Genomic DNA, 13,574 nt, shown 5'->3' on the forward strand with positions numbered 1-13,574 from the left:
CCCCGCGGTTCTGCACAGCTCTCTCCACAGGGCGGTTTGCGTGCCGCGGGCGGCGGTCCGTAGGGTGGCGCAGCGCCCCGCGAGGGGTGCGGGCAGGCGCCCGTGCGCCGCTGTCGGAGGTCGCTGGTAGACCGGATCCCGGCACCGCGCGACCGGACGCGCAGCACCCGACAGGAGGAGGCGAAGGCATGACGATCGCGCACCTGGCGGTACCCGGCTCGGACGGACGGGACGGTCGCGGAGACCGCGGCGAGTCGCGCGGGAACGAGCGGACCCCTCCGCACGACCTCCTCGCCGAGCAGTCGGCGCTGGGCGGCATGCTGCTCTCGAAGGACGCGGTCGCCGACGTCGTCGAGAGCGTCAAGGGCACCGACTTCTACATCCCCAAGCACGAGATCGTCTTCGACGCGATCCTCGCCCTCTACTCGCACGGCGAGCCGACCGACGTCATCGCGGTCACCGACGAGCTCACGAAGCAGGGCGAGCTGCAGCGGGCCGGCGGCGCCGACTACCTGCACACGCTCACCTCGATGGTCCCCACCGCGGCCAACGCCGGCTACTACGCCTCCATCGTCGCCGAGCGCGCTCTGCTGCGCCGCCTCGTCGAGGCGGGCACCCGCATCGCGCAGATGGGCTACCAGGGCGAGGGCGAGGTGCTCGACCTGGTCAACACGGCGCAGGCCGAGATCTACAACGTCACCGGCTCCGAGACGGCGGAGGACTACGTCCCGCTGACCGACGCGGTGACCGTCGCGATCGACGAGATCGAGGCGGCCGCTCACAAGGACGGCAGCTTCACCGGCGTCCCCACCGGCTTCGCCGACCTCGACGACCTGACCAACGGCTTCCACGCCGGGCAGATGATCATCGTCGCCGCGCGCCCCGCGCTCGGAAAGTCGACGCTGGCGCTCGATTTCGCCCGCGCCGCCGCGATCAAGCACAACATGGCCACGATCTTCTTCTCCCTCGAGATGGGGCGCAGCGAGATCGCGATGCGCCTCCTCTCGGCCGAGGCGTCCGTGCCGCTGCAGCACATGCGCAAGGGCACGGTCGACCAGCGCGACTGGACGACCATCGCCTCCACCCGCGGCCGGATCAACGACGCGCCGCTCTACATCGACGACTCGCCCAACATGACCCTCGTCGAGATCCGGGCGAAGTGCCGCCGGCTCAAGCAGCGGGTCGGGCTCAAGATGGTCGTCATCGACTACCTGCAGCTGATGACCTCCGGCAAGAAGGTCGAGAGCCGCCAGCAGGAGGTCTCGGAGTTCTCGCGTGCCCTCAAGCTCCTCGCGAAGGAGCTGCAGGTGCCGGTCATCGCGCTCTCGCAGCTGAACCGAGGCCCCGAGCAGCGCGCCGACAAGCTCCCCGCGATCTCGGACCTCCGCGAGTCCGGCTCGATCGAGCAGGACGCCGACATGGTGATCCTCCTGCACCGCGAGAGCGCCTACGAGAAGGACAACCCGCGCGCGGGCGAGGCCGACCTCATCGTCGCCAAGCACCGCAACGGCCCGACCCGCACGGTCACCGTGGGCTTCCACGGCCACTTCTCGCGCTTCGCCGACATCCCGGCGGTCTGACGTGTGCTACCGACAGGGGCGAATCCCGGTCATGATCTTCCCAATTTGACCTACTCAGTGCGAGGTGCATGTAAGGGCACCGAGGCAAGACCGAACTGCGGCTGGAACCGTACTGTTCAGCGTGCCGTGCAATAGCATCGATGACGGCAGACTGCTTCCGATCGCGTCCGAATACAATCGGCGTCGGATCGATCTCGGCCACTCCCCACACTTGCCGGTGAGCCAATTGCCGAAGCGCTCTCCTTGCATCGAAATTGTCGGCGCTCCTCAGCGGGAATGCCATCATCGGACACGCCGCCTCACCGGAACAGCAGGTGAACGCCAGCCGCGCCGTGCTCTGAACGGATCCGAACCGGTTGTCGAGAATCCGAGATGTCGCGTCACTCGATCAATAGGTCAAGGGCGCTCCTGGCAACATCGATGAACTTCGATCGATAGAGCTCCAGTGGGTCACCGGGTTGTTCGGATACGCCCAGGGCAACCACGGAATAGACGGCACCGTCGCTCCCCACGGCAACCAGCGTGACCGCCACGACGCCTGGCGAGCTTCCGATCTTCTCCGAGAGTGTCACCAACCCGCGTTCTACAAACGGCGAAGAAGACGCGATCTCGGGTGACCGGAGGATCTGCGACATGCGCGGATCGTCGCGTCCCAGCTCCACGACCGCCCGGTGCGCACTCGCCACGTCTTCAGCGTTCGCGAACCAATCGATGTCGCGTGGCCAGAACGGCGCGCGCTCGATCCATGCCGGGTCCACTGTCAGCGGCTGACTGCTCAACTTCTCAAGAATGCCATGGCGAGCCGCGCTGGATGCCTCGTTCCAGTCGTTCGCGAGCGACGTGTCGCCGCCGAGCGTCAACTGGAACATTTTCCTCGTCGTCGGGAACGGTTCGAGGAGGTCAGGTTGGTGATGCCCGAGATCGCGCACCGCGGCCGACAACCGCTGGGCTCCGACAGCGTCCATGAGAACGTCGGCTGCTGTGTTGTCGCTGATCTGCATCATCAAACGTGAGAGCTCGAACACGCTAATTTCTGTTCCGTCCGGCTCGAGGTGCAGCCGACCGGTTGGGAGACTCTTCTTCCCATCGTCGATCATGAGCACGTCCTCCCAGGAGAGATCCCCTTCTTTGATCGCTTCCACTACAGCTGCCAGAACGTACAGCTTCATCACCGATCCAACCGGACGGAGAACGTCGTGCGCCCGCTCGTGAACCGACTCCGTGTGCGACCCGCGTGTCACCTGCATGAGCAGTGATGACGCAGGAACGAGCGCTTCGAGACGAGCCGCTGCTTCGGCAAAGGATGCAATCGATGGTGATGCAGTGGCAACCGCCGCGTTCACGACGAGCGCTCTGAGCTCTCCGTTCGCGTTCGCGGTGATCTGCAGATCGAGGAGAATGCCAAGCCGATTGCGGACGACAGCAAGAGCTCCCTCGGGTCGAAGTTCGAAGGACTTCACCGTGTATGGGCCCAGGGGCCGAAGGCTCGAATTCACCATGGTGACCAAATGCGCGGTGGACTCCGAGTCGAACGCACCCGCGTCCGATTTCGACTCGACAGCCTCAGTGGTCAAGTCCTCCTCTGCGTTCAGCCGTTCGACCGCCCACAGCATCAGATCTTGGGTCCGGAGTTCCTTAGCGGTCAGGTCTGTGCCCGCTGTCGGAACAGTTTCTCTGAGATTCAGGCTGCATCCGACCAGCACCGAGCACAGGAGGAGCGGAACGGCGAGCTTGCGCCAGTAGGCGTGATCCGTGCGGACTGCGCGCCGGACGCAACCACCCGTGCTCGGCGCCTCACGCCTTTGCCGCGGCCTGGCCGACCGGAGGAATCGCAGCATCACAACACCTCCGATCGCCGAACGGCATCGTCGTCTCCGAGGATCGATGGAGAGTCGTCCTCGTCACTCGCAGAACCGGGCGAAGCGGAGGGCGGGACGAGCTTCATCGTCGCGATCCCGACGGTTGCGATCATGATGATCCCGAAACTCCACAGCCCGATGCTGAGGATGATCCCGACGTGCAATGCGACCGCCATAATGAACGCGATCCGTCGACCGAAGTCAATGGTCACAACGAGAATTCCGATGCAGATCTCTGCGACGATGACACCCCAGGTGATGACGGCTAAGAGGAGCGGGACTGACGTCGCCCAGTGCAGCACATCTGCGATGAGGCCGCTTGCGCCAAACATGTACCCGCGAGAGATGTAGTACTCGGCCGATCCGTTGGACCAGTCATCGACGTTGAACTTCTCAAATGCACTATTGAGATAGATCAAGGTCACCTGGAGTCGCAGGGCATAGATCCCAGCGAGTGCAACACCTCGACCGACTGGTCCGACGGGCCGGCGCTCCTTGGACCATGCCCATCTCCGATCATCCGCAGCCATGATGAAGATGATGATCACCGAGACGATCGCGGCCACAGAATCGCCGCCATCGGGCAATGAGATTCCGGTGGAGATGGAGATGGCGATCCAGGCATGAACGAACGCCATCACCCTCGGCAGGAACCCGACGAGCACGAGGCCCAGCAAAACAATCATGACGATGACCCGCACGATCGAGGGCACCTCTGGACCACCGATGCAGAAGGCGGAGATGATCCGCGCCCCAGCACAGTAAGGCGCCGGTTCGGCTCCTCCGACCGTTTGCATCAGTGCGCTGAACGGCGTGAAAACGAGGATGGAGATCTGGGCGGCCGCCAGAGCGCCGCGGCCGAGCGTGAAGGCACGCTGCCGAACCTCCAACGATTGCAAGGCGATCTGGAGCCGTAGCGCTGGCCCGGGTCGCTCGTGCATCAGCACACCGCGTCCACGGTCGTGAAGGTCTCGATGGAGTGCATGGGGAGATCGAATTCTCGGTATTCGAAGGGCGTGAACGTCTCTGTGGTCAGAATGATCGGGCCGCAAAGCGTACGGTGAGCGAGGTTCACGGTGATCTTCTGTGGCTGCAATGAACTGGCCTCGGCGAGGCAGTGTTCGCGGGTCTGGCCACTTTCACACTCGTGCCACTGCCCGACGGCTTCGGAGAGCTGTGCGAGCTCGGGCCCCTGCGCCCGCTGCGCCCTGCTGAGGCCGAAGAGATTCTCCACCCGCCCTTGAGGTGCAAGCATCAACGACGCCATCGTCTCCGCGTCATATGCGGCGATCTCAGTCGCCTGTGGTGCGTTCGTGAAGAACCCCCACCCCTGTGGGGAGACCGTTGTGAATGCCAGCTGCAGGTTCTTGTGCACGTCCGACTCACTTGACAGAACATTGGGCGGGAGCACGAAGTACACGCTTGCCCCGATCCAAACAGCGAGCACGGCCAAGGCTGCCCCGAAGAACCAGACAGCCTTGTCCGCGATCACTCCCCTCTCCCTCGAGCGCGGAGGCAGCCTCACCTACTTGCCGAGAGCCGCAGCGAACTGGGCCGCGCGCTTCTCATGCGAGATCGGGCTCTGCTCAGTGCTCGTCCCCCAGAAATCGATGGTGTTCCAGACCCATCGCACGTTCCCCGCCCCGGCGACCGTCGCCACGGCCGCTCCGGCGACAGCAGCCACGACGACGACGAAGACGATCGATCGCGCCGAGACGAACTCCTCCTTGTCGGGCACGTTGAGCCCCATGACCTCCGCTACGCCGTAGGAGATCTCGGAGAAGTTCTCGAGAGCAACGTCGACGAGACGAGGATCACCGGACTGCAGCGGCACGGTAACGAGCTCGTTGAAGTTCGGTTCGACACCCATGAACAGGGCGTACATCTCGTCTCGTGCTTCGACGGTGACGCTATCCACTTCCGGCGCATACGGCGAGAGTGCCTTGTGGTCCTCGTAGACCGGACCCGAGCCGAGCACCAGGAAGCTGATGATGTCGTGGTCCGTGTACGACGTCGTCGTCGCCGCCTCGTGCTGTGCAACAAGGCTCGCGCCGGAGGGCGCCGCAACCGCAGGCAGGTTCCCCGCGAGTACCAACGCTGCCGCACACAGCACCGAGACAGCCGACTTCATCCTGATAGCCAATGTTCCCCCAAGAGTGATGGCCTCGAGCGCCAGGGACGGGCTCGTGGACCAGTGGAGCGGAGGCGAGTTGCCAGCGCCACATCGCGAGCTGCACTTCGCAGACTCGTCGAATCAAACCAAACATGTACGGTGCTTTGTTTCTGGGCGCGAAAATTGGCGCGACGACCGACGGCGCGAACGACGACATACAACCGTGCATGTATGTTTGGTTCATGGTTTTCGGAGTGCTCGTCCTCGTGTTCGCTGCTGCTGCCGTCGTCGCAGCCGTCGAATGCGCCGCCCGAGGGCGACTCGGCCCGAACAACCTGGTCGGGATCAGAGCAGCCTCGGTCATGGCTTCCGATGAAGCCTGGCAGCGGGGCCATCAGGCAGCCCGACCCTGCGTGTGGATCGGCGCATTCTTGGCGGTCACGGGGGGCTCGCTCAGCCTCGTGGTCGACCCCACGCACTCGAACGCGTTCGTGCTCGCAGGCCTGTCGGCGTTTCTGATCTTCGTGCTGCTCGGAAGCGCGATCGCCGTGCGCGCGGCACGCCAGGTCCCCCCGCCGGGCGTCGACGACGACCGGCGAGCAGCGCCCCTCCCCTAGCGTCCAGCACGATGCACTCCGGGAGAGCACCATCCCTGTCGATCCGGTGACACCTTGCCTGATCTACGGCACGGGCTCGGTTGCAGCGGAACTCGCGATGCAGGCAAGGCGCCGGGGCATGCCGTTCCTCCTCGCCGGGCGCGACGGCGCGAGTCTCGACATGCTGGCTGACCGGTACGGCGTCGCGAGGATGCAGCTCGACCTCCGGCAGCGTGCGAGCTCCCTGACGCAACACCTCGACGGCGTCAGCGGGGTGATCAACGCAGCCGGACCATAGTCCTCCACCGCGAAGCCGCTCATGGAGGCCAGCGCGGAAGGTTGCGTCTCCTACGCTGACCTGTCGAATGAGGGCCGCACTCACGAGTACGCGTGGAAACGGGATGCCCACTGGCGAGAATGCGGCATCGCCGTGGTAACCGGCGCGGGGTTCGGCACGTATCTGGCCGAAGTGCTCGCCGAGCATGCGCTCCGAACGATAGACCAGCCGCAGAAGGTCAGCCTGACGAGCCTCGCGAGTGGCAGGACTTCGAAGTCACCAGGCGTCACAGCTTCGTCGCAGGCAGTTCTCGCTTCAGGAAGCTGGCGCTTCCGGTCCGGGACGCTGGTCAGGCTGAGAGTTGGAAGAGCAGTTGAGACCTCTGAGACGAGCTCTCACCTGACACTGCACACCGGCGACCTGTTCGCTCTGCGGAGGACGACGGCGGCGACCGACATCCAGGTGTTCGCCGAGCTCGGGTTGCCTCGCGGCCAGCTCCTCCTGCTACTCCCGCTCCTGCGAGTGCTGTCTTCGCTGCACGGAGTTCGCCCTCTCAGGCTTCCATCACATCGGCGAACGCGGCCTCGGATGCTCACGTCGACCGCGAGCACCATCATCAAGCCTCGTCTCCGAGTCACCGTGGAAGGCAGCGCCGGCGATCGTGCATCGTTCGTTCTGACTGCTGGGTCTGGAACAGCCTTTGCGGCTGCGATCTACCTGGAAGTACCGGCAGCCCTCGCAGCCGAGGCACGGTCCGGGTGCATGACGCCGCTCGAGATCCTGGGATCGAATCCGGCGAGACACCTTCCAGGCGTGCACATATCACCAGACCGATCAGAAGATCCGAAGGGACGAGATGCACCACTTTGATGGGCGGCCATTAAAGGAGATACTCGGCAAGGAGTCCGGCCGATACTTCGGTTCGGGTCATCGACACATCAGGCATACCGTCAGCCAGGTGGCCGAACACGTCGACGGTGACAGGATCCGACTTTCGGCGGTTAAGCAGGCGGTCTATCCGCGCCGCTGGTCGCTGGACGCGGCAGGAGATCCCCGCGAGGTGCATCTCAGTTCTATCGATGCGATCAGCCTGGCGCTGAAGACCATCAGCTTGTGTGAGAACACGAATCGCGGCGCTTGGTGGGAAGGGCCGTTCGATGTCACAGGGTTCTCAGTCGTCGCCGGACGTGTGGCGACAACTGATGTGGGCTCTGTCCCCATCGGCATCACGACCGATCACGGCGGACCGCTCGTCAGCACCAAGTCATTGCGGGCTTGTATCGGCGGACTGGACGTCGACTTGGAGTGCGCCCCGAGCCGAGCCCGACCGGGCGCAGCCGAGGCGGCACCCGGCCTCACCCATGCGGCAGCAGGCGACTCGAACCAGATGTCGTCCCACGTCGATCGCGTGGACCTCGTCGATGGACACCTCGAGACGTCCCATTCCGTCACATCATCCCAGGCAGGGTACTCAGCCGCCCCGCCCCGCCTTGACGCCGTCGATGAACTCGTCATGTTCGGTCAGTTGGCGCAAGTCCTCATCTACGCCGTCAATGACACCAGCCGCTCCGCTGTACCGAACCTCTGGCTCAGGCGCGCCTCCGTCTCTCGGACGCCCGCTCCGTCCGGCGGCCAGGCTCGATTCTCCGCTCGCACGTCCGTGCGCAGGAACGCCGAGGTCGTCATCGGCGGCCGAACCCTCCGCGACGTGAGGTTGGTCTCGACATCCGAGCACGGTGCGAGCGCCAGCGCGGCGTTCGGCTACTCAGCGTGAACCCTCCCGAACGGGGACCAGACGGCAGAGACGCTGAACCATGGGCCGATAGAGTGGCTTTGGGATCAGTCGGAGGTGCGCGTGGCACAACAGGAACGCGGGATCGCCACACGAGAGGCGATTATTCTCGGTGGGGCGAAGGTGTTTGCGCGCCTGCACTACTCGACCGCTCGCGTCGCCGATATCCTAGAAGCAGCATCCGTCACGCAGGGTGGTTTCTACTTTCATTTCCGCAGGGGCAAGATCGAGGTGGCGGAGGAGATCATCCGCCGCCAGGACCAGGGCTTCATCCTCCTCCGGGATTCGATTCTGGAGTCGGGCGACGACGGCCTCGCTTCACTGCTCACGCTGTCCCGGTCCCTCGCGAGAGCAGTGCAGCACGATCCAACGGCGCAAGCAGGCCTGCGTCTCGTCGCACAAGCCTCATCTGAATTCCCCGGCGTTGCGAAGTTGCCGGATCCAGTCTGGCTCGACGCGATAGCGTTGTTTCTCGAACAGGCACGAGCTGAAGGCAATCTTCGCGCCGAGGTCGATATCCCGACTGCCGCTCGAGCCGTCGTCTATATGTTCACCGGCGCGCAGACGAGCTCGTTCGTCTCGAACGGTTGGCGACACCTGGAGGCGAGCCTCGAGGCGACACATTGGTTCTCCATGCAAGCGCTCGCCACGCCGGAGTACCTGGCGACCACGAAGAACACCCTCTAGTGCTTCGCCCGCAGGCATGCATGCGAAACAGCCGCACCGACATCGCCCTGACGCCTCGCTTGTTGCGGCTGTTCCGGCAGCCAGCCCGTTCGAGCAGGCCGCGCAGGGCGGCAGCTCCGACGCCGACCGCGACGCCGAGGAAGGCTTCGTGGAGACTGAACCCGAAGTCTGTGCCAACCCGACCTCGTATGGCCGCCGGGCACTTCCTGCGCGGCGAGGGGCCACCGAATGACCCCATCGAGGCCTCAGATCCGCGGAATCACGCGGGCATGTTCGGAGCGACACGTTGTGCTGGAAACTGCGGCGACACTTACGTGGGAAACCCGCTGATCCAGGGGGCCTGCGGCGACATTTCGCGGGCGCGTTCACAGACGTGAAGGGCGCCGCTGCCGTCCCCGAGCCCGTCGACGTCCCGCTGGGCGGCGGGTCGATCCGTCTGGGCCAGTTCCTCAAGTTCGCGGGGATCCTCTCGGGCGGCGAGGCCAAGGAGGCGGTCGCCGAGGGGATGGTGACCGTCAACGGCGAAGTGGATCTGCGCCGCGGGCGCCAGCTCGCCGTCGGCGACGTCGTCGGGTTCGATCGGAACCGCTTCCGCGTCTGCGAGTGAGGGCGGCCGCCCCTCGGCGGGTGCGATCGGCCGAGACGGCGCGGAACCGATGAGACGCCGCTCAGAAGCGGACGCGTCGGCGTGTTGAGCGGTGGCTCGGCGCACACTGGCTCCTGGACATCCCGGGACGACAGGAGACGCGCGTGCAGCTCGGCATTCACTTCATGGACTTCACCCTTCCAGGCGGGAGCGCGGGGATCGCGCCGATCCTCGGAGCGACCGCGCGGACGGCCGAGGACGTCGGCTGCGCGTGGTTCACGCTGATGGACCACTACTTCCAGATGGAGCACTTCGCGACGAGCGAGGATCCGATGCTCGAGGGCTACACCTCGCTCGGCTTCGTCGCCGGCCGGACGGAGCGGATGCGGCTGGGGCTCCTCGTCACCGGCGTGACGTACCGCCATCCGGGACTGCTCGCGAAGATCGTCACCACCCTCGACGTGCTCTCCGGCGGGCGCGCGATGCTCGGCATCGGGGCCGCCTGGTACGAGCGCGAGCACCTCGGGCTCGGCGTGCCGTACCCGCCGCTGAAGGAGCGGTTCGAGCGGCTGGAGGAGACGCTGCGGATCTGCCGTCAGATGTGGAGCGACGACGACGGGCCGTTCGAGGGGACGCACTACCGGCTCGCCGAGACGCTGAACCACCCGGCGCCGATCCAGCAGCCCGGCCCGCCCATCCTCATCGGCGGCGGCGGAGAGAGGAAGACGCTGCGGCTGGTCGCGCAGTACGGCGACGCCTGCAACCTGTTCGGCACCGGCGCGGACGACGTGGCGCACAAGCTCGACGTGCTGAAGCGGCACTGCGACGACCTCGGGCGCGACTACGCGACGATCACGAAGACCATCACCGGGGGCGGCGATCCGATCGGCGACCCCGACGGCTTCGTCCGCGCGATGGAGGAGTACGCGGCGCTGGGGATCGACCACGTGCAGCTGGCGCCGGCCGGGCCGGATCCGGAGGGGTACGTCGCCCGGCTGGGCGAGGGCGTGATCGAGCGGGTGGCGGCTCTCGGCTGAGGGCTCCCGGGACGCACAGCACTCCGACCGGTTCGGGTGCCGCGGGCGTCACCGCTGATCCGCTCCGCCGGCCGGGTCCGCCGTCACCGGCGCGAAGACTCCGGTGGCGGGCATGTCCCGGGTCGGGGGACGCCGTCGGCGGATCCTGCCCCCCGTCAGGGTCGCGGCGTAGACGCGGGCGAGGAGCGCGACCCACGGTTCGAGCCTCCCACCTCGGGTTATTGAGCTCACGCTGACGTGGGCAGATCGCTGGCCTCATTGCCGCACGTGTCCTCTCGTACCTCGCTCCGCCGTCATCGGCAGAACCGCAGAAGAGGGGCGATCGGGACGGGTGTCGTCCTCGCCGTCGTCGGCGCCGCGCTCTTCGCCGGCGTCTCGGCGCACGCGGCCACTGCTCCCGACCTCGGCACGGCGGAGGACTACTCGGTCCTGGCCGCGTCGACCGTGACGAACACGGGGTCGAGCGTCCTGGACCAGAGCGTCGGGGTCAGCCCGCTGACCGCCGTCACCGGGTTCCCGCCCGGACGGACGGACGGAGTGATCCACCGCGGAGACGCGGAGGCGGCTCAGGCCCAGGCCGACGTGGGCACCGCCTACGGACAGCTCGCCTCGCAGGCGACGACCGCGCAGATCGACGCCGAGATCGGCGGCAGGACGCTGAAGCCCGGGGTCTACACCGCGGCCGGACCGGTCGGAGTGACGGGGACGCTCACGCTCGACGCCGAGGGCGTCAACGAGGCGGTCTTCGTGATCCGCGCCGCGTCGACGCTGACGACGGCCTCGTCGAGCACGGTGGCCCTGATCAACGGAGCGTAGGCCTGCAACGTCTACTGGCAGATCGGCAGCTCCGCGACGCTCGGCACCGACTCGGACTTCGTGGGCTCCGTGCTCGCCTCGGCCTCGATCACGGTGACGACGGGCGTCTCCGTCGAGGGCCGCGCACTGGCCCGCACGGGAGCGGTCACGCTCGACTCCAACGACTTCACCGAGCCGGGCTGCGAGCCCTCCGACGGCGGATCGTCGCCGACGGCGACTCCGACCATCACGCCGACCGTGACGCCGACGATCACGCCGACCGTGACGCCGACGGTCACGCCGACCGTGACGCCGACCGTGACCCCGACAGTCACGCCGACCGTGACGCCCACGGTCACTCCGACGGTGACGCCCACGGTCACTCCGACGGTGACCCCGACCATCACGCCGACCGTGACGCCGACCGTGACTCCGACGGTGACCCCCACCGTCACGCCGACCGTGACTCCGACAGTGACGCCGACCGTGACGCCGACCGTCGTGCCCACCGTGGCTCCGACGGTCACGCCCACTGTCACGCCGACCGTGACTCCCACCGTCACCCCGACGGTGACCCCCACCATTACTCCGACGGTGACGCCGACGATCGCGCCCACCGTGGCCCCGACGGTCACGCCGATGACCACGCCGACGGTGACGCCGACCGTGGCTCCGACGGCGACTCCCACCACCACGCCGACCGCGACGTCCACGGCCTCGCCGACTCCGACCGCGACCACAGCGCCGCGACCGGCGCCCTCCCACGCCGCGGTCGTTCCCGTGTCCGGGTCGAACGGTCCCCGCGGTCCGGCTCTCGCCTCGACCGGAGTGGACGCCGCAGCGACGGCGACCGCCGGAGTGCTGGGCCTGCTCGCCCTGGTCGGCGGCGGTCTGATGCTCCTCACCCTCCGACGCCGCGGTGAGCACACCGGCAGCTGATCCCGGCTGATCACCGGAAGCTGATCACCGCCAGGCCGTGCGCCGGACTCCCGAGGGGTCCGGCGCACGTCTGCGCCCTCGATCGCGCTCCGCCCGTCTCTCGGGTGTCCTCGCCGATGCGCGCAGGCCCGCTCGTGCGTCGAGACGCCGCTCCGAGCGTCGGGACACCGCTGAGCATGCGGTGTCCTCCGCGTTCTCGCGGAGGGCGGGGGCGTCAGCCGGAGGACTCCCGCGGCACGAAGCGGACGGGCATGGCCTGCACGCCCGCGGTCGGACGTCCGTGGATCGCGTTCGAGAGCTCCTCCGCGGCGGCGCGGCCGAGCGTGTCGAGCATCATGTCGATGCTCGAGAGCGGCGGGCGGGCGGCCTCGACGAGGAGGTCCCAGTTGTCGAAGCCGACGACGGCCACGTCCTGCGGCACCCGCCGGCCGGTCTCGCGCAGGTAGTCGAGCGTGCCGCGGGCGATCTGGTCGCTCGCGCAGATGATCGCGTCGAGGTCCGGATGCGCCCGCAGCAGCGTCTCGGCGCACTGACGCCCCCAGCTCTCGGACCACTGCCCGAAGAGGACGCCGCCGCCGACCAGCGGCAGCCCCGCCTCCGTCAGCGCCTGCTCGACGCCCCGGGCGCGGTCGTGCGCGGCGGTGTAGCTCGGCTCGCCGTTGACGAGGGCGATCCTCGTCCGTCCGCGCTCGATCAGGTGGCGGGCGGCGAGGACGCCGGCCTGCACGTTGTCGGGCGTGAAGGAGGAGTCGCGCGGATCCTCCGAGGGCGCATAGGCGTAGACGACCGGCACCGGGATGGTGCGGGTGATCGAAGGGCGCGGGTTCGTCGTCCGGCCGAGCACCACGATCCCGTCGACGCGCTTGGCGAGCAGGTTCTTGATGTGGTGCTGCTCGCGGATCGAGTCGCCGCGGGCGTCGCAGAGGAGCACCGACGTCGATCCTGCGCCGAACGCGTCCTCGGCGCCGAGCAGCACGGGGAGCACGAAGCGGTTGTCGAGATCGTTGGTGAGCATCCCGATGGTGCCCGTGCGCCGGGAGTTGAGGGCCTGCGCGAACGGGTTCGGGGTGAAGGAGAGGGCCTCGGCGGCGTCCAGCACGCGCTGGCGGGTCTCGGCGCGCACCTGGTCGCGGCCGTTGAGCGCCTTGGAGGCGGTGGCGATCGAGACGCCGGCGGCGGCCGCCACGTCGGTGAGCGTGATGGTGCCGGTGGGCTTGCGTGGTGGCACCGCGCCTCCGTTCCGGGCCCGGCGGGCCGCCGCGTCGATCCTCGCACGACTCCGGCGAAAAACCGAAAAGACCGAAAAGGTCGCA

Annotated in this window: 13 protein-coding genes and 1 pseudogene; 8 read left to right on the forward strand and 6 right to left on the reverse strand. The window is 67.1% G+C overall.

The genetic code is table 11. From position 1 onward, the window contains the following. Window positions 1–188: 188 nt before the first annotated feature. Window positions 189–1,580 carry a replicative DNA helicase gene (gene dnaB, locus C5D36_RS02205; RefSeq protein WP_104225797.1) on the forward strand — a complete coding sequence of 464 codons (1,392 nt, stop codon included), beginning with the start codon at window positions 189–191 and terminating at the stop codon, window positions 1,578–1,580. 380 nt (window positions 1,581–1,960) lie between these two features. Here dnaB and C5D36_RS02210 read toward each other — a convergent pair whose 3' ends face one another. From C5D36_RS02210 to C5D36_RS02225, 4 genes are all read right to left on the reverse strand, one after another. After that, window positions 1,961–3,193 (reverse strand): serine hydrolase, encoded by a 1,233-nt coding sequence (locus tag C5D36_RS02210; RefSeq protein WP_181068332.1) that lies wholly within the window; start codon window positions 3,191–3,193, stop codon window positions 1,961–1,963. 224 nt (window positions 3,194–3,417) lie between these two features. Further along, window positions 3,418–4,380 carry a sporulation-delaying protein SdpB family protein gene (locus C5D36_RS02215; RefSeq protein WP_146078446.1) on the reverse strand — a complete coding sequence of 321 codons (963 nt, stop codon included), beginning with the start codon at window positions 4,378–4,380 and terminating at the stop codon, window positions 3,418–3,420. Then, window positions 4,380–4,931 carry an SdpA family antimicrobial peptide system protein gene (locus C5D36_RS02220; RefSeq protein ID WP_181072732.1) on the reverse strand — a complete coding sequence of 184 codons (552 nt, stop codon included), beginning with the start codon at window positions 4,929–4,931 and terminating at the stop codon, window positions 4,380–4,382. The genes C5D36_RS02215 and C5D36_RS02220 overlap by 1 nt, the downstream gene beginning before the upstream one ends. A 33-nt stretch (window positions 4,932–4,964) precedes the next feature. Then, window positions 4,965–5,570: a hypothetical protein gene (locus tag C5D36_RS02225; RefSeq protein ID WP_104295087.1), complete on the reverse strand. Its 606-nt coding sequence runs from the start codon at window positions 5,568–5,570 to the stop codon at window positions 4,965–4,967. A 134-nt stretch (window positions 5,571–5,704) separates the two neighbouring features. On the opposite strand from C5D36_RS02225, the gene C5D36_RS02230 reads away from it, so the two are divergent. The 7 genes and pseudogenes from C5D36_RS02230 to C5D36_RS02260 form a co-directional block, all read left to right on the forward strand. Next, complete coding sequence (locus C5D36_RS02230) at window positions 5,705–6,169, forward strand: SdpI family protein (RefSeq protein WP_104232982.1); 465 nt, start codon at window positions 5,705–5,707, stop codon at window positions 6,167–6,169. A 118-nt stretch (window positions 6,170–6,287) separates the two neighbouring features. Then, the gene (locus C5D36_RS16735) at window positions 6,288–6,446 is read left to right on the forward strand and encodes a hypothetical protein (RefSeq protein WP_181068330.1); all 159 of its coding nucleotides are present in this window, start codon (window positions 6,288–6,290) and stop codon (window positions 6,444–6,446) included. A gap of 835 nt (window positions 6,447–7,281) precedes the next feature. After that, a complete protein-coding gene (locus C5D36_RS16495; protein ID WP_146078445.1) occupies window positions 7,282–8,199 on the forward strand; it encodes an AvrD family protein in 918 nt (305 codons plus the stop codon). Between the two features lie 81 nt (window positions 8,200–8,280). Continuing rightward, window positions 8,281–8,904 (forward strand): TetR family transcriptional regulator, encoded by a 624-nt coding sequence (locus tag C5D36_RS02245; protein WP_104257791.1) that lies wholly within the window; start codon window positions 8,281–8,283, stop codon window positions 8,902–8,904. 373 nt (window positions 8,905–9,277) lie between these two features. Beyond that, entirely contained in the window at window positions 9,278–9,511 is a 234-nt protein-coding gene (locus C5D36_RS02250; RefSeq protein WP_104222694.1) for an RNA-binding S4 domain-containing protein, read from the forward strand. Between the two features lie 143 nt (window positions 9,512–9,654). Further along, window positions 9,655–10,527, forward strand: a complete 873-nt coding sequence (locus C5D36_RS02255) for an LLM class F420-dependent oxidoreductase (RefSeq protein ID WP_181068329.1) — start codon at window positions 9,655–9,657, stop codon at window positions 10,525–10,527. A 444-nt stretch (window positions 10,528–10,971) separates the two neighbouring features. Further along, a pseudogene (locus C5D36_RS02260) lies at window positions 10,972–11,451 on the forward strand (ice-binding family protein); the annotation flags it as partial. Here C5D36_RS02260 and C5D36_RS17075 read toward each other — a convergent pair. Both C5D36_RS17075 and C5D36_RS02270 read right to left on the reverse strand, forming a co-directional pair. Beyond that, on the reverse strand, window positions 11,355–12,062 hold the full coding sequence (locus C5D36_RS17075; RefSeq protein ID WP_258062850.1) for a hypothetical protein: 708 nt from the start codon (window positions 12,060–12,062) through the stop codon (window positions 11,355–11,357). The pseudogene C5D36_RS02260 and the gene C5D36_RS17075 overlap by 97 nt on opposite strands. Before the next feature lie 413 nt (window positions 12,063–12,475). Then, the gene (locus tag C5D36_RS02270) at window positions 12,476–13,489 is read right to left on the reverse strand and encodes a LacI family DNA-binding transcriptional regulator (RefSeq protein ID WP_104291938.1); all 1,014 of its coding nucleotides are present in this window, start codon (window positions 13,487–13,489) and stop codon (window positions 12,476–12,478) included. Window positions 13,490–13,574 lie beyond the last annotated feature (85 nt).

The sequence above is a fragment of the Rathayibacter sp. AY1C6 genome (assembly GCF_002931535.1).
In the GTDB taxonomy this organism is placed as follows: Bacteria; Actinomycetota; Actinomycetes; order Actinomycetales; family Microbacteriaceae; genus Rathayibacter.